Genomic DNA, 16,438 nt, shown 5'->3' on the forward strand with positions numbered 1-16,438 from the left:
GCTCGTTCACTTTGATCGACGGTTTGCGCCGCGCAATAACGACCACTTAGGCGATCGCCGCGCATAAAGGCCCCGGGATAAATAGGCAGAAATGCCCGGGAGCTGAGATCGTGCCGACGACACTCGCGCGCACCTTTGCGGCGTTGAGCGCCATCAATGAAGCGATCCTGTACGCGAGATCGCCGGAGGAGCTGTACCAGAAGGTCTGCGACGCCGGGTTTTCGAGCGGGGATTTTCTGGCCGTTGCCGTTTTCCTGGTCGAGCCGGACGGCCGAAGGCTGCGCTACGCGGCCGGTTGTGGCGATGACATTGCGCGGCTCCGCTCGATCGTGATCACGACGGAAGCCGGCACGCCAGAGGGATCCGGCGTCGGCGGCGAGGCGTTTCGCGATCAGAAGCTGTGCGTCAGCAACGACTATCTGAACGATCCGCGCTCGCTGGCGTGGCGCGAAGGCGCCGCCAAGGCGCATATCGGTGCGGCCGCGGCGCTGCCGCTGCTCTGCAATGGCAAGAGCGTCGGCGTATTGTATGTGACGCGGAGCGAGGCCAACTCGCTGAACGAGCAGATGGTGTCACTGTTCGAGCGCATGTCGGCGAACGTTTCCTACGCGCTGGACAATTTCGCCCGTGAGACCGCGCGGCAGACCAGCGAGCGGGCGACGCGGCGGCTCAACCGCATGTTCGGCGCCATCAGCGCCACCAACGAGGCCATCCTGCGCGCCAAGACCGAGCGGGAGCTATACCAGCTCGTGTGCGACGCTTCGGTCCACAGCGGCAAGTCGCTGGCGACCATCGTGCTGCTTCGCGAGCCGGACTCGCACTGGATGAAGCCTGTCGCCGCCACCGGGCAGAACCTCGATCTCGTCACCCAGGCGCGCTATTCGGTCGATCCGGACAATCCTTACGGCAAGGGTATCTCGGGCGAGGTGTTCCGGACGCAGAAAGCCATCGTCGAGGACGATCTTGCCAGCCGCACAAGGGGCACGCCGTGGGAGCAGGCCAACGTCAACACCGGCGTCGCCGCCTGCGTGGTCGCGCCGTTGATCAGGTACGGCGAGAGCGTCGGCGTGCTGCTGTTCTTCATCAGCCGGTCCTGGGCCAAGGACGAGGAGATCGTCGCGCTGCTGCTGCGCATGGCCGAGAACGTCTCCTTCGCGATCGAGAATTTCGGCCGCGAGGCCGAGAAAGCCCGGATCTCCGCCGAAGAAGAGTGCCTGGCGCGGATGTATGCGGCGCTCAGCGCCACCAACGAGGCGATCCTGCGGGCACGGTCGCGGGCTGAGCTGTTCGACCTCGTCTGCGAGGCGACCGCAACGGGAGCAAAGTTCACCTCGGCCACCGTCGCGCTGGTCGACCATCAGACCGGGCTGCTGCGCGTCGTCGCCTGCTACGGGCCGAATGCGGATCAGGTTCGCAACTTCACGTTCTCCACCTCCGACCAGGTGCCCGAAGGGCGCGGCTTGACCGGCACCGCGTTTCGCACGCGCCAGCCCGCCGTCAGCAACGACGTGCTCGCTGACGAGCGCATTGCGCCGTGGCAGGCCAGTGCCCGCCGCAACGGCATCGCGTCCTCCGCGGCCTTGCCGCTGTTCAACGGCGACTGGGTCGAGGGCGTCTTTCTGTTCAACTCCCCGGAGCGCGGCACCTTCACCCCGGAGCTTGTCGAGCTACTGCGCAAGCTTCAGGCCAACGTCGCCTTCGCGCTCGAAAGTTTCGACCGCGCCGACGAGAAGGCGCGGGCGGACAAGCAGCGCAATCGTCTGAGCGGAATGTTCGAGGCGCTGAGCGCGACCAACGAAGCCATCATGCGCGCCAAGACGCGCGAGGAGTTGTTCGAGGCGGCCTGCCAGGCGGCCGTGCTCGGCGACCTGTTCGCCTCGGCGACGATCGGCATCATCGACGACGCGCGCGAGCTCGTCCGCGTCGTTGCCGTCAAGGGACGCCTGCAGGAGCGTATGACCGGGCGCACCTGCATCATTTCCGCCGATCATCCCGAAGGCCAGGGCATCATCGGCACCTCGCTGCGGACGTGCCGGCCCAGTGTGATGAACGATTATCTGAACGAGCCGCGCTCCGCATATTGGCGCGCAAAGGCCATCGAGGATGGAACGCGGGCTGCGGCGAGCTTCCCGCTTCTGAGAGCGGGACGGGAACCGATCGGCATTCTGCTCTTCCTCGCACCGGAAGAGAATACGTTCACGCCCGATCTGGTCGAGCTGCTCGGGCGCCTCGCGGAGAACGTCTCCTTCGCACTCGACAATTTCGAGCGCGCTGAGGAGAAGGCCCGCACCGAAGCGCAGAAGGAGCGCCTGACGCGCATGTTCGCGGCGCTGAGTGCGACCAACGAGGCGATCATGCGCGCGAAGTCGCGCGCCGAGCTGTTTGACCTCGTCTGCCTTGCGGCATCGAACGGCGCCAAGTTCACCTCGACCACGATTGCCCTAGCCAGATCCGGCACGGACCAGCTCGAGATCGTCGCCGCCGCAGGTCCCTCCGCCGGCACCACGCGCAATGTCCGTCTCTCCATCGATCCGGATCGGCCGGAAGGGCGCGGCATGAGCGGCACGGCGTTCCGCACGCGCCAGCCCTGCATCAGCAACGATTATCTCAACGACGACCGCGTCCGTGTCTTCCACCCCATCGTGCGCGGGGACGGCGCGCGGTCGGGCGCCGCGTTTCCGCTCATCGTGCACGACCAGGCGGTTGGCGTCATGATCTACATGTCGACCGAACCGGCGACCTTCACGCCCGAATTCGTCGAGCTGTTGCAGCGCCTCGCCGACAACGTCTCCTTCGCGATGGAGAACTTCGATCGCGCCGACGAGAAGAACAAGGCCGACGAGCGCATCGAATACCTCGCCTCGCACGACAGCCTGACCGACCTGCCGAACCGCGAGACCTTCAACGCCCTGCTGCGCGAGGCGATCGATGCGGCGCAACGCCACGATCACCGCTTTGCGGTGCTGTTCATCGACCTCGACCGCTTCAAGGTCATCAACGATTCGCTGGGTCACGAGGCCGGCGACCTGCTCCTGCTCGAAGTGGCGAACCGCTTGCGCGGCGCTCTGCGAGCGAGCGACGTGGTCGCGCGCCTCGGCGGCGACGAGTTCGTGGTGATCCTCGACCAGTGCGGCGAGATCGAGGACGTCCAGCGCATCGCCACCGGGCTGCTCGCCGCGCTCGCCGAGCCCATGCAGCTGGCCGGCCACGAGTGCCATTCCACCGCCTCGATCGGCATCGCGATGTATCCGGCCAACGGCTCCGACGCCCAGACGCTGACCAAGAACGCCGACATGGCGATGTACCTCGCCAAGGAGGACGGCAAGAACGGCTATCGCTTCTTCTCCAACGAGGTGAAGACGCAATCGATCGAGCGGCTGTCGCTGGAGAGCGCGCTGCGCCGCGCGCTGGAGCGCGAGCAGTTCTCGCTCAACTACCAGCCCAAGGTGGACATGGCGACGGGGCAGATCACGGGCGTCGAGGCGCTGCTGCGCTGGACGCATCCCGATCTCGGCAATGTCTCGCCGGCACAGTTCATTCCGCTCGCGGAGGAAACCGGGCTGATCGTGCCGATCGGCCGCTGGGTGCTGAAAGAGGCCTGCGCGCAGGCCATGGCCTGGCAGCGCCGCGGCCTGCTGCCGCTGTCGATGGCGGTCAACCTGTCGCCGCGGCAGTTTGCCGACGAGCATCTGTTGCAGGACGTCGACGAGGCGCTGGCGGCCTCCGGCATGTCGCCCGTGCTGCTCCAGCTCGAGGTCACCGAGAGCATGATGATGCGCAATGTCGGCCGCGCGCTGAAGGTGCTCGACTCCATTCAGAGCCGCGGCATCCGTCTCGCCATCGACGATTTCGGCACCGGCTATTCGTCCATGTCGCTGATGAAGCACTTCCCGATCGACACCATCAAGATCGACCGCTCCTTCGTGCGCGATCTGCCGCAAGATTCGGAGGATCAGGCCATCGCGCAGGCGATCATCAGCATGGGCAAGGCCCTCGGCATGACCGTCGTCGCCGAAGGCGTCGAGAACGCCGAGCAGGAGGCATTCCTGCGCGCCCATGGCTGCGACGAGATGCAGGGCTTCCTGATCTCCAAGCCGCTGCCGGCGCGGCAGATGAGCGAGCTGCTGCGGCCCATGGCGCTGCCCGTCGCGCCGCCGCTGCAGCCGGAGCAGGACGCTGCAGTCACGGAAGCTGCGTCACGGCTGAAACGCACTGTCGTCTGACGGCTGCGGCTGCAGCTCGCGAATCTCGTCATCCTTGGTGTCTGCCTTGCGCGGAAAATCCTCCGGCCAAGACACCGAGGTCTGATCCTCGAACAGAGCGAGGAGCAGACACGCGCCCTCTGCAAAGGTCGATCCGTCTTCGAGGCCGAGCGCATGCGACCACGCACCGGGCATCGGCTGGCGCACGTCGAGCACCGCGATCGCGGGTCCCCACCACCAAGCCGGCGCCGGCGAGCGCTCGTCCTCGGGCACGGCGAGCCAGCGGGCGAACTCGTTCACCACGCGCTCGAATTGCAGGCTTGCGGCCTGATGCATTCGCTCGGTGCTCCTTGTCGCGCCTGAAACCAGGCCGATGCGCGCACTCGGTCGTGGTCGTGAAGTTTTGAAGAACGGCGTCTCTCGGAGGCCGTATGCCGGCCCATCGGGGCCATACCACAAGCAAGCGACGGCCGGAAAAGAGGCCGGCGCGGCTGTCATAGTCTCTTCATTCTCTTTAGCGGTTGAAGGTGCCCACCGGCAAGGAGCAATATGCTGCCTAACGCGGCCTGAACGGATGCGCTTTCTGGTGCCAGGCCCAGGCCGTGCGGACGATCGTCGGCAGGTCGGAGTGACGCGGCACGAAGTTCAGCACCTTTCTCGCAGCAGAGGGATCGGCGACCAGGAAGGTGGGATCGCCGGCGCGGCGCGGCTTGACCGTGTGCGGCACCTCGCGCCCGGTCTCCAGCCTGATGGCGTCGAGGATCTCGCGCACGGAAAAGCCGGAGCCGGTGCCGAGATTGAAGCTGCCGCCGGCGTGGCCTTGCTCCAAGAGCCTCAAGGCCGCCACATGCGCCGCCGCAAGGTCCGTGACGTGGATGTAGTCGCGGATCGCGGTGCCGTCGGGCGTGTCGTAGTCGTCGCCGAACACCGCGAACTCGACATGGCCCTGAAGCGCCATCATCGCGCGGGGAATGAGGTGGGTTTCGTTGTCGCGCAGCTCGCCGATACCACCGGCCGGATCGGCGCCGCTGGCGTTGAAATAGCGCAGGCAGAACGCGCCGAAGCCGTAGGCCGTGCGGTAGTCGGCGAGCATGCGCTCGATCATCAATTTCGACGCGCCGTAAGGATTGATCGGCGCGCAAGGAAAGTCCTCCGGCAGCGCCTTTGAATCGGCGTTGCCGTAGACGGCGCCGGTCGAGGAAAACACGATGCGATGGCAGCCCGCGTTGCGCATCGCCTGCAGCAGCGACAGCGTGCCCTGGACGTTGTTGATGTAATATTTCTGCGGGTCGGTCATGGATTCCCCGACGAGGCTCGCCGCCGCGAAATGCATCACCGCCGCGATCTTGTGGTCGGCGAAGGCGCGCGCCAGGGCCGCGCCGTCGAGCAGATCGCCCGTCACCAGCGGGCCCGATACGAAGCTGCGATGACCTGTCGAGAGATTGTCATAAACGACGGGCTGGTAGCCGGCGGCGGACAATGCACGGCAGGCATGCGAGCCAATATAGCCAGCGCCCCCGGTGACGAGGACGGTCGGTCGGTCGGTCATGTCGTATTCTGCTCTTCTCTTAATGGAGGGGCCGGTTGCGGCTGAAGAGAAGATAGAGCGCGCGGGGGTTGGTGGTCAAATAACGCCAGAGCAGACGGCGCGGCTCGAGCAAGGTGCGCCAGGCCCATTCGAGCCCGATCTTCTGCATCCATTGCGGCGCGCGGGAACGGCTGCCTGACAAGAAGTTGAACAATCCGCCGGATGTCTTGATGACGCCAACATTGGTCAGATGCGGCGTAAATTCCTTCACGAATGCCTGTTCGTTGGGCACACCGAGCGCGACCCACAGATAGTCCGGCGCCAGGGCGTTGATCTCCTCGACCTTGGCACGCAGCGCCTCGCCGCGCAGATAGCCGTGGCTGTGCCCGACGATCTTGAGACGTGGATACATTTTCTGGACGTTCGCGACCGCCGCGGCGTTCTCGGCCTCGCTTGCGCCGAACATGTAGAAGGTGCGGCCGGCGGCTTCGGCCTTGCGCGCGACGACGTGGAACAGGTCCGTGGTTGCGACGCGCTCCGGCAGCGGGAACCAGGATTGCAGCTTTGAAGCGGCGACCAGCGGCTGTCCGTCGGCGTTGATCAGATCGGCGGCACGGAACAGCTGCTCGGTCTGCGGCTCGGTCGAGCAGCGCGCCAGCACCTCGCCATTGGCCGAGGTCAGGAACAGCGGACGGCCGATGCGATGGTCGGGATTCGTCGCCTCGATCATGAAATCGGCGGTCTCTTCCAGGTCGATCGCGGCCATGCGAAGTCCGCCGACGGTGATTCTCGGCACCTCGGCAGTTGCTGCCCGTCCGTCGAGGTTGACGCGGCGCTCAAGCATATTGTCTGCCTCGCTGGCGCGTTTGCATTGCAGGGGTGAGCTCGTCGAGCACGACGCCGACGAGCTTGCGCTCGGCCGGGCCGAGCGCGGCTAGGATTTCTTCCAGGCTGTCGTTGACGTCGAGGCTGGTCGGCAGCACTGCCACCAGCGAGTCGATGTCCTCAAGCAGCTTGCGGCCGCCGGCCGCGAGCGGAATGGCCGGGCCGTCGAGGATCACGAGATCATAGCCGCCGGCTGAACGGGCCTGCGCAATCGCCTTGTGGATGGCATCGGCGGCCTTGCCGGCGTCGCCTTCGGCGGCCGGCAGCACCGAGATGCCGTTGACCGTCTTGATCTCGCGCGCGTCCTTGCTGCCGATCGAGAGCCAGCCGAGCCTGCTCGACTCGCTCTTGCCGGGACGGATGACCCTGTTCGTGAGCGAGCGCGCCTGATGGTCGGCATCGATCATCAGCACGCGGGCGCCGTCGCGTGCGGCCGCCAGCGCGAAGTTCAGCGCGGCCACGCTGCGGCCGCTGGTCTTGCCGGTGCCGACGAGCGCGACGACCGGCATCGCCTTGCCGCCGGCGCGGCGCGTCACCGCGGCGCGCATGTCGCGCCAGGCGTTGAGCAAGCTGGTCATGGGAAAGCCGGGGCGCAGCGTCGGCCAACCCAGCCGCGTGAGATCGACGCCGCCGCCGGTGGGAAGGATGGCGCCGAGCGTATGGATGACGTCGGCCTCCTGGAAGCGTGCGATCAGCGGCTTCTCGATCACTGGCTGCTCGACCATCGAAGGCTGCAGCGGGGGCGCGGCAAGTTCCGGCGTCGATGGCGCTGCTTCAGGAACGCGCGGGGCCTGCCGCGGCGGAGCAACCTCCGCAGCGCGCGGCAGCTCCGGAGCTCGGGACGTCTGCGGCGCCGGCGAGCGCTCACGCCGGGCGGGTGTCGGCGTCCCGGGCGCGGCTGCGCCGGCGAAAAGCAAATCTGCCACAACGAACCAGCTCGACGCCGCGATCGCCCCGAAGATGAAGCCGATCATGGCGAACAGGCTCATGGCCGGCGGGAACGAGCGCCGCTGCGGCACCGTCGCCTCGCCGATGACGCGGGCGGCCGAGGTGTTCAGGCTCTCCTGCTCCTCGGTCTCGCGGGAGCGCTTGAGAAAGGACTGATAGACCTCGCGGCTGGCATCGGCTTCGCGCTCGAGCTCGCGCAGGCGCACGGCGGCCTGGCTGAGCTGGACGCTCTGCCGCTTCTGCGCTTCCAGCGCGCGGTTGAGCGAGGCCTCGAAATCGCGGGCGCGCGTCAGATCGTTCTTGGCGGACTGGGCGAAGCGGTCGATCTCCTCGTTGATGGTGCGCTTGAGATCCTCGACCTGCTTCTCGGTCTGACGCAGCGCCGGGTGGCGCGGGCCGAGCTCACCGGCCTGCTCCGCATATTTCTTGCGCGCATCGGCATATTGCGCGCGCAAATTCGCAATCGTCGGCGATTGCAGCGCCTCCGGAATCGCGCCGGCATCGGCAGCGGTGCGGCGGCTCGCCTCGATCTGGTCGAGCCGCGCCTGCGCGTCCATCGTCGCTGCGCGGGCCGCGGAAAGCCGCTGATTGCTGGCGGAGAGCTGCTGATCGCTAATCAACGCATCCTGGGTGCCGACGAAATTGTTCTGGGCCTTGTAGGTCGCCAGCGCAGTCTCGGCGTTACGCAGCCGGTCGCGCAGCTCCTTCAGGCGGCTGGAGAGATCGTTGGTGGCGCGCCGTGCCGCCGAAGCCTGCGACTTGCGGGACTCGGCGAGATAGGCATTGGTCAGCGTGTTGGCGAGCATCGCCGCCTTGGCGGGATTCGTCGACCAGACCTCGATGTCGACGATGAAGCTCTTCTCGGTTTTGCGGATCGCGATGTGCTTGTTCAACGCATCGAGCGCCGCGAGCTCCACTTCCCTCTTCTCCGCAGCGGAGGGCGCGCGCGGTTGCAGGCCGATCAGGCCGAGCAGCGACGACATCAGGCTCCCAGCCTCACCGCCTCCGAATTCCGGATCCTTGTCGAGGCCGGCCTGCTGGATCACCTGGAGCAGCACGCTGTTGGAGGTGATCAAGCGCGCCTGGCTCTCCACCACCATGGCCATGCCGGTGACGTCCTGGGCCCGGGGCGTGAGCTCGCGGTCGACGAGCTGAAGCTCGCGCGGGTCGACATAGAGCTGAGCGGTGGCGGTGTAGCGGGGCGTCACGCTCTTGCCGATCGTGACGGCAAGCGCCGCACCGAGCAGGGCGGCCGCGGCGATCGCGACCTTCCGCCGCCAGAGCAGATTGGCGAGCTCCAGCACGTTGAAGCCGGCCTGAGGCTTCCGTTGCGCGGCCTCCGGTCCGGCTCGATCGATCGGCTGGTTATAATCAAGCATGATCCCCAGCTTTCATTCCAAGTGCCGCGGGCTGAGGGGTTACTCTTCGCTTTACGCCACGCACCCGGGATATAGGTGTCCGATCAACGCAACAGGGAAAATTAACCATACTCATTGAGGGACTATTCACCGAAATGGCAAACAAAGCGTTTAAGCGCATGCCATCCCTCGGCGCCTTCCTGTGAATCTCGCGATACCCGCTCCTTAACGGTTCGTTACCGCGCGCAGCATGGCCGCGAGCCGTCGCTCGTCCCTTGATGGGCCGCGCACGTGCCATCGCCGTCAGATCCTCCGAAGGATGACGTGATAGTCGCCGCGGCGGACGTCGGTGCCGCGCGGCAGCACGGCGTTGAGCACCGCGGCGCCGGCGTCGACCAGGGCCGCAAACAGCGGCTTGCGCCGGCGCATCTCGGGATAGCGCGGACTTTCGACTTCACGACGATAGATCATCTCGAGGCCGTTGGCGGCTGCGAATGCTTCCAGCCGGGGCAGCGTCACCAGCGGATGGAAGAACGTCGGGAACGGCGGCTCGCCGGGCAGGCCGGCGTCCTTGATGCCGCGGATATGCCGGTAGAACCAGACGTGAAACCAGTGCGGCGAATATTTGGTGACGAACCCGGAGAGCGAGCGCGGATTCGGTGCGCCGATCAGGATCATCCCGCCCCGCCTCAGCGCATCGCGGAAGTTCAAGAGCGCGGCGTCGACATGGGGCAAGTGCTCGATCACGTTGTAGCATATCACGAGATCGAAGGTCTCGCGGGCGAAGCTGTAGGTCTGGACGTCGCCGAGGATCGCCTCGTCGGCGTAGGTGTTGTTGCGGACCTGGTCCTCGTCGATGTCGACCACGGTGACCTTGCTGCGGCTCAGCAAGTCCGGTGGCAGAACGCTGCACGAGCCGCCGCCCGCCTCATAGATCGCGAGCCGGCCCTGCGGCAGCTCGCGGCACAGCACGTCGTGGACGGCGAGCAGGCTGTCGCGGGCTTCGCCGGGAACGAGATCATGGAGCGCCTCGGCATATGGTGCAGCCGCGGGGAATTGGATCGCCGTGGCTGTCGCGAAATCGATCGGTGCTGGCTTGTTCATGGATTCTGACCGCGCTTGTTCTATTCAAATTTACAGGAAAAAATGCGCCTGCCCGAAGAGCAAATCCGATGCCGCACCGTCTCACCGGTCGCAGTGCTTACGGCCCGGTTAATGCGCATGCGCATTAACTACGGTATTGTTCATGTTGGAGCGTTGCCGGCGCATGGACCGCCGATTGCAGCATGACGCGCGGCGAACATGGTGGCTATGTACCGCGCGGCAGCCGTTCATTTTGAGACGCATCTGTCCCGCGGCGATGTGCCGTCGTGGGACGCGCGATCGAAGCAGGGATTCTTCAATACATCTCGGACATCTAGACCTCATGACATTGATCCCGACAGACCTGTCTGCAGCACGCATCCCGGATGCCGTGCGCGATTCCAACCGGGAGATCGTGGCGAGCTCTCGCGTCATCGACCTCTCGGTCGGCATCGTCGTCTGTGTCCCGTGCTTCCGTCGTCCGCAACACCTGCGCCTGACGCTGGAGTCGCTCGCGAACCAGCGCACCCCGCGCTCCTTTGCCGTCGTCATGGTCGAGAACGATGCGGTGCGGCGCGAAAGCGCGCCGGTTGCCGCGGAGTTTCTGGCCGCTGGAAGGCTCCAGGGCGTCTGCCTCATCGAGAAGCGGCAGGGGAACTGCCAGGCGATCAATGCTGCCTTCGAGACGGCGCAACAGCTGTTTCCCGCCGCGACCCGTTTCCTGATGATCGACGACGACGAGATCGCATCAAGCGACTGGCTTGAGCTGATGGTCCGCACCGCGGAGGCGACCGGCGCCGACGTGGTCGGCGGGCCGGTGCTGCCGGTCTTCGACGACGACAGCAAGCCCTGGCTTTCGCGTCATCCCGCCTTCTGTCCAGCCTACGACTACAGCGGTGCGGTGCCGCTGATCTACGGCTGCGGCAATTGCCTGATCACGCGTGCCGCCTTTGAGCGGTTCGACCGTCCCGCGTTCGACCTGCGCTTCAATTTTCTCGGCGGGGGAGATTGCGATTTCTTCGTGCGGTGCCGTGACGCCGGCATGCTGTTCCACTGGACGGCGGAAGCCGTCATCACCGAGACCGTGCCGCGTAGCCGCACCAGCCTCGGCTGGATCGCAAAGCGCGGCTTGCGCATCGGCGCGATCAATTATCGTGTGCAGTACAAGGCCGCCCCGAGCGCAGCAGCGCGGGCGCGGGTGTTTGCGCAGATGCTGGGCCGTTTGCCGCTGTCGCTGCTTCGCGCCGCCGCCTTGTTGCCGTCGTCGAAAGCCGTCGTCGCGATGCATCCGGTGATGGTTGCGTCTGGCGCCGCGCTGGCGGCTCTCGGCCTTGAGCCGAAGCCTTACGAGGCCTCGAAGATCGCGTCCTGACGCGGCGACGACTAGAGCGTGATGAGATCGGGTTGATTGCTACAAGGTAAGTGCACTCCCTCTCCCGCTTGCGGGAGAGGGCCGGGGAGAGGGTGTTTCCGCAATGGGATAGCCCCCTAGAGGAGAAAGCCCTCACCCGCGCCTTCGGCGCGACCTCTCCCGCAAGCGGGAGAGGTTGCAACGAGCCCGTGGCAAGCGATTCGACTTAAAGCCATTCCGCTTTAGATACCGAAACGGGCGAAGGCGACCCGGATTGCCGAGCGTGGCAGCGATTTGAGCGACTGCCGGCCGATCATCGCGAGATAAGCGAACGCCTGGCGATATCTGCCGAAGCGGACCGCCTGCATCGCCGAGTAGGTGACGAGATGAATCTCGGCGGCAAGGCGCAGCCCGGCTGTCATGTGCTCGGGCAATCTCGCCAGGATCAATCCGTCATCGAACACCCGCGCGATGGCCGGGAAGAAGTCCTTCGGCGTCCGGACCGCGGCGTTCATGGTGTTGGCGGTGTGAAGACGATAATCGAGCAGCAGCTCCGGCGCGAACGCGAACTCCCCGATCGCAGCGAGGCGGCACCAGCAATGCCAGTCCTCGCAATATTTGAGGGACGTATCGAAGCCGCCGATGGCGCGGAAAGCTTCCGCGCGTGCGAGCGCGATGCCGCCATTGACGATGAAATTGCCGGCGGCGAGCCGCGTCAGCACGTCTCCGGACGGCTTCCGGCGCCCCTTTAGGAGGCCGCGCCGGCCGATCTGGCGGCCTTCGCTGTCGATGGTGTTGTAGTCGCCATAGACGAGAACGGCGCGCGGCGCGCCACGCGCTGCAGCGAGCAGCGCCGCCACCGCGCCGGGGCGCAGGCGGTCGTCGGCATCGAGGAAGAGCAACCACTCGCCGCTTGCCTGTCTTGCGCCGAGATTGCGTGCGGCCGATACGCCCGCGGAATCGTTGTGGAACAAGTGCAGCCGCGGGTCACGCATGCCGCGGACGATCGCAACGGTTTCGTCGTCCGAGCCGTCGTCTACGACGATCACCTCGGTCACCTCGCGCTGCGCCAGTGCGCTGGCGAGCGTTTCGCCGACATAGGCCGCAACGTTCTTGGCGGGAATGACGACCGATACCGATGTGGTCGAGCCGACCTGAAGCGGAAAGCGCGCCGGCGCTGCCGCGCGGGAGGCGGCTGGCAGTTCAAGAACCTCTTCAGCGGTGATCAAGCTACGGCTCGCCTTTAATGATCCGTTAACCAGGACCCATGTGCCGCGCTGGTAACGCTGGCGATCTGCAAGTCCGGCGTGCGCGCATGATACTCGCATTGCGCTCGAGCGGTTGCCGAGAAGGCTCGCGTGCCGCCGGTTTCGTAGAATAACGTTAAGCCGCTGGCATTAAGCCTGTGGCAAATTTGGAAGAGTGCGGCGGCCTATCCCGTGCGAGAATACGCATCGGAATGCCGCGGATGGAATCCCGTGCCCGTAAACAGGTTCGAACACGCCCCCGATACGATGATCCTGAACCTCTTCTACGAGGACAAGGATGACCGCTGGTTTCCGGGCGACCGGCATCTGCGCCGCATCGCCCGCCGGTTGTTGCTCGGCGAGCCGCGCATGAGTGGCCAGCTGCGCGTGTTCCTCAATCTCTGTGCGGGGCTCGACCGGCTCGGCATCCGCTACCGCGTCAACGATTACGGCTACATCGCGGAACATCCCGACGAGCTCGCCTGCGTCGTCGGCCGCACTTTCTTGCTCGACAAGTTCCCATGGAAGAACCCGATCCTGCTCGGCGCTGCCGCCCACAATCATCCGCTCGACGACCCTGATCTATTCAAGCGTCTGCCGGTGAAGAAGGTCGTGGTGCCCGGTCCCTGGTACGTCGATATGTACCGGCCATATTGGCCCGAGACCGAGGCCTGGCCTGTCGGCATCGACACGAGTCTCTGGGCGCCGTCGGCTCGAGCCCAAAAGACCATCGATGTCCTGATCTACGACAAGGTGCACTGGGATCGCGAGCGTTACGCGCCGGAGATGATCGAGCCCGTGCGCGCCCGGCTCATCAAGGAAGGCCGCTCGTTCACGGAGCTGCGCTACGGCAGCTACAAGGAGGCAGATTATCAGGCTGCGCTCGCGCGTTCGCGCGCGATGATCTTCCTGTGCCAGAGCGAGAGCCAGGGCATCGCCTATCAACAGGCCTTATCCTGCGGCGTGCCGGTGTTTGCCTGGGATCCGGGCGGGCCGTGGCGCGACCCCGACTATTATCCGCATCGCGTGCAGTTCGCGCCGGTTCGTCGGTGCCGTATTGGGACGAACGCTGCGGCGTCAGGTTCACCGACATCGCCGGCTTCGAGGCGGGCTGGGACAATTTCTGGGCCGGGTGCAGCGCTGGCGAGTTCGATCCGCGCGGCTACATCCTGGACAATATCACGCTGGAACAAAGAGCGCTGCAATATTACGAGATCGCGCGGAGCATCCTGCGGCAGCCCGTGGTGTCGCAGACCTCCGCAAGGCCCGTTGACGAAGCCTCGGAAGGGTTGAGCCGCGACCCGAAGCTTCACCGGCGTTACCAAATGTCTTGAGCCATGGACCGCAGCGCCGCCAACATGACCGACGTCGAGCCCCGACCGTTCGGCCATATCCTGCGTGATCGCCTCGCAGGGCTCGATGCCGTGCAGGTGGCGCGCTGCCTCGTTGCGGTCGGGGCGCTGCTGCTGGTGCTCGTGACACTCGATCCGTTCCCGGACCTTGGCAATCCCAACGTCACCATGATCGTCGGCGGACGAATGGCGCTGACCTATGTCGCCTGGGGCCTGCTGGCTGCGGTCGCTATCCTGTGTGTCGCTGCCACCGATGCGCCCGCGCTGAAGAGCCTGGTGACGCCGCTGCATCTCTGCCTGCTGGGCTGGCTTGTGATCAACATCGTGTTCTCCGAAAGCCGCGGCGTTTCGATGCAGCGATTCGTGCTCACGGTCAGCGTGACGTCGCTCGCCATCGTGTTGCTGTTGCTGCCGCCGACGCGGCGCAGCTTCAACCTTTGCCTGGGCGGCGCTGCGCTCGTGCTGCTCGCGCTGTGCTATCTCGGCGTCTTCCTCGCGCCGCAATATGCGGTCCACACGGCGCTCGACGTCACCGAGCCGCAGCTTGCCGGCGACTGGCGCGGCAGCTTTGGCCACAAGAACATCGCCTCCGCCGTGATGACCATCCTGGTCTATGTCGGCATCTACCTGTCCGCCGTCGGCTCGTTCGTGATGGGGCCTGTGGTCGCCGTGCTGGCCGGCACCTTCCTGATCTTCACCGGCGGCAAGACGTCCTCGGTGCTGTGCCTTGCGATCTACGTGCTCGCTTCGCTGGTCTATGTCACGCCAAGCCTGTGGCTGAAGCGGCTCATCTGCTTCGTGCCGCTGATTGCGATGAACCTGTTGACCGTCGGCAGTGTCGTCAGCCCGGTGCTGGCGGCGATGACACGGCTGCTTCCGCTCGATCCCACCTTCACCGGACGCTCCGCGATCTGGGATTTCGCGCTCGCGGCCGTCGCCGAGAAGCCGATCATCGGCCACGGCTATTCTGCGTTCTGGGACGACGTGAGTGCGCGGGCCACCGCGGAAGGAGCCGAATGGGCAACATCGGCGGCGCACAGCCACAATAGCTACCTCGATCTCGCGGTCATGATCGGTCTGCCGGGGCTGCTGCTGGTGATCCTCATCTTCGTGCTCGCTCCGCTCCGCAATTTCCAGACGGCGCAGGCTCACAGCCGCAGTGGCGCACTGGCCAAGCTGTTCCTGACCGTGTGGCTGTTCGGCCTGTACTACGGTGCCACCGAGACCTTCCTGCTCGAACGACAGAATCCGATCTGGTTCATGTTCGCGCTGGCGGTGGCCGGCCTGCACTTCCTGGCAAGGTTCCAATGCATCGAGCAGACCGAGCCCCGCGCATGACCTTCCTCAGCGTTGATCAGCCCGACGATTTTGCGTCCAGCGCGTCGGCCATCGCGGTCGATTTCCTGCGTGACTGGCGGCATGCGGCCTCGCGCCTGAACGCCGGGCACCGCACCGCTTTCCAGCATGCTGGCTGGCTCGGCGCCTGGTACGAGTCGTTTCACGACGTCGCTCCGTTGATCGCCGTGATCTCCGATGCTGCCACCGGCAAGGACATCGCGGTCGTGCCGATGATGAGCCATGTCCGGCGCGGCATCCGCATCGTCGAGTTCGCGGACCTCGGCGTCTCCGACAACAACGCACCGATCCTGGCGCTCGATGCCTCGTTGGATGCGGGAACGGCGGATGCGATCAACACGGCGCTGATCGGCACGTTGCGCGCGCTGCCCGATCGTTTTGATCTGCTCCGCCTGAAGAAGATGCCGGCAGAGGTCGGCGGCAAGCCGAATCCGCTGGTATCGCTCGGCCGGATCGGATCCTCCTCGCTCAACGGCAATCTCGTGTTGATGGGCGACGACTATGGCGGCTATCAGGCCGCGATCAAGCGCCTGCAGATGCCGCGCTGCTGGCGGGTCTTCAGCCGTCATGCCGGTGCGCGGTTCGAGATCGCCGCCGATGTCGGGCGTGCGCACGAGCTGTTGGACGTGATGGATCTCCAGCAGCAGGCACGCATGCAAAAGCTCGGCTCGCGGTTCGTTCTCAACGACGAGACCCATGCGCGATTCTATCGCGAGGTCGTCCGCCGGGGCCTCGCGGGAGGTCATGCCATGGTCTCGGCACTCGTGTGCGAGGAAGGCATTGTCGCCACCGCGCTTGGCGTCAAGCATGGCGCGACCTATGTCCTGCTGCGCATCAGCCATGGCGGCGATCAATGGTCGAATTGCTCGCCGGGTCTGCTCGTCATCGAGCGCACCATGGCGGCGCTGCATGCGCAAGGCCTGCGCCGTTTCGACCTCAGCATCGGCAATCAGGACTACAAGCGGCGCCTCGGCGCCGAGAGGGTGCCGCTGATCGATGTCAGCGTCGCGCTGTCCTGGCGCGGCCTGCCCTTCGCCTGGCGCGATCACGCCGCGCAGGGCCTTCGGCGCTATCCGAAGCTCGCCTCCCTCGCGGCGAGGGCGATGGGCAAGGGAGCGCGCTGACGGG

10 protein-coding genes and 1 pseudogene are annotated in these 16,438 nt (G+C 65.7%); 5 read left to right on the plus strand and 6 right to left on the minus strand.

Going from position 1 to position 16,438, the window contains the following annotated elements; genetic code table 11:
• The first annotated feature begins 110 nt into the window (after positions 1 to 110).
• Positions 111 to 4,223 (plus strand): bifunctional diguanylate cyclase/phosphodiesterase, encoded by a 4,113-nt coding sequence (locus ACVWYQ_RS27090; protein ID WP_404545673.1) that lies wholly within the window; start codon positions 111 to 113, stop codon positions 4,221 to 4,223.
• On the opposite strand, the gene ACVWYQ_RS27095 is transcribed toward ACVWYQ_RS27090, so the two are convergent.
• From ACVWYQ_RS27095 to ACVWYQ_RS27115, 5 genes are all read right to left on the minus strand, one after another.
• Complete coding sequence (locus ACVWYQ_RS27095; protein ID WP_157283101.1) at positions 4,197 to 4,538, minus strand: hypothetical protein; 342 nt, start codon at positions 4,536 to 4,538, stop codon at positions 4,197 to 4,199. The two genes, ACVWYQ_RS27090 and ACVWYQ_RS27095, sit on opposite strands and share 27 nt — an antisense overlap.
• Positions 4,539 to 4,758: 220 nt before the next feature.
• Positions 4,759 to 5,751: a UDP-glucose 4-epimerase GalE gene (galE, locus tag ACVWYQ_RS27100; protein WP_404545675.1), complete on the minus strand. Its 993-nt coding sequence runs from the start codon at positions 5,749 to 5,751 to the stop codon at positions 4,759 to 4,761.
• A 19-nt stretch (positions 5,752 to 5,770) separates the two neighbouring features.
• Positions 5,771 to 6,574 carry a WecB/TagA/CpsF family glycosyltransferase gene (locus ACVWYQ_RS27105; protein ID WP_404545677.1) on the minus strand — a complete coding sequence of 268 codons (804 nt, stop codon included), beginning with the start codon at positions 6,572 to 6,574 and terminating at the stop codon, positions 5,771 to 5,773.
• On the minus strand, positions 6,567 to 8,942 hold the full coding sequence (locus tag ACVWYQ_RS27110) for a Wzz/FepE/Etk N-terminal domain-containing protein (RefSeq protein ID WP_404545679.1): 2,376 nt from the start codon (positions 8,940 to 8,942) through the stop codon (positions 6,567 to 6,569). Before ACVWYQ_RS27110 ends, ACVWYQ_RS27105 begins: the two co-directional genes overlap by 8 nt.
• A gap of 282 nt (positions 8,943 to 9,224) precedes the next feature.
• Positions 9,225 to 10,025 (minus strand): class I SAM-dependent methyltransferase, encoded by an 801-nt coding sequence (locus ACVWYQ_RS27115; RefSeq protein ID WP_157283098.1) that lies wholly within the window; start codon positions 10,023 to 10,025, stop codon positions 9,225 to 9,227.
• A gap of 322 nt (positions 10,026 to 10,347) precedes the next feature.
• On the opposite strand from ACVWYQ_RS27115, the gene ACVWYQ_RS27120 reads away from it, so the two are divergent.
• Complete coding sequence (locus ACVWYQ_RS27120) at positions 10,348 to 11,376, plus strand: glycosyltransferase family 2 protein (RefSeq protein ID WP_456726560.1); 1,029 nt, start codon at positions 10,348 to 10,350, stop codon at positions 11,374 to 11,376.
• Positions 11,377 to 11,597: 221 nt separating this feature from the next.
• Here the strand turns inward: ACVWYQ_RS27120 and ACVWYQ_RS27125 are convergent, their stop codons facing one another.
• Positions 11,598 to 12,584 (minus strand): glycosyltransferase, encoded by a 987-nt coding sequence (locus tag ACVWYQ_RS27125; protein WP_275510744.1) that lies wholly within the window; start codon positions 12,582 to 12,584, stop codon positions 11,598 to 11,600.
• 285 nt (positions 12,585 to 12,869) lie between these two features.
• Here ACVWYQ_RS27125 and ACVWYQ_RS27130 point away from each other — a divergent pair.
• The 3 genes and pseudogenes from ACVWYQ_RS27130 to ACVWYQ_RS27140 all read left to right on the plus strand — a co-directional run bounded on the left by ACVWYQ_RS27130 (position 12,870) and on the right by ACVWYQ_RS27140 (position 16,434).
• Positions 12,870 to 13,936 (plus strand): annotated as a pseudogene (locus tag ACVWYQ_RS27130) (glycosyltransferase).
• A 3-nt stretch (positions 13,937 to 13,939) separates the two neighbouring features.
• Positions 13,940 to 15,292 (plus strand): O-antigen ligase family protein, encoded by a 1,353-nt coding sequence (locus tag ACVWYQ_RS27135; protein ID WP_404545683.1) that lies wholly within the window; start codon positions 13,940 to 13,942, stop codon positions 15,290 to 15,292.
• Entirely contained in the window at positions 15,289 to 16,434 is a 1,146-nt protein-coding gene (locus tag ACVWYQ_RS27140) for a GNAT family N-acetyltransferase (RefSeq protein WP_404545685.1), read from the plus strand. Before ACVWYQ_RS27135 ends, ACVWYQ_RS27140 begins: the two co-directional genes overlap by 4 nt.
• Positions 16,435 to 16,438 lie beyond the last annotated feature (4 nt).

This window comes from Bradyrhizobium sp. USDA 3397 (assembly GCF_054060965.1).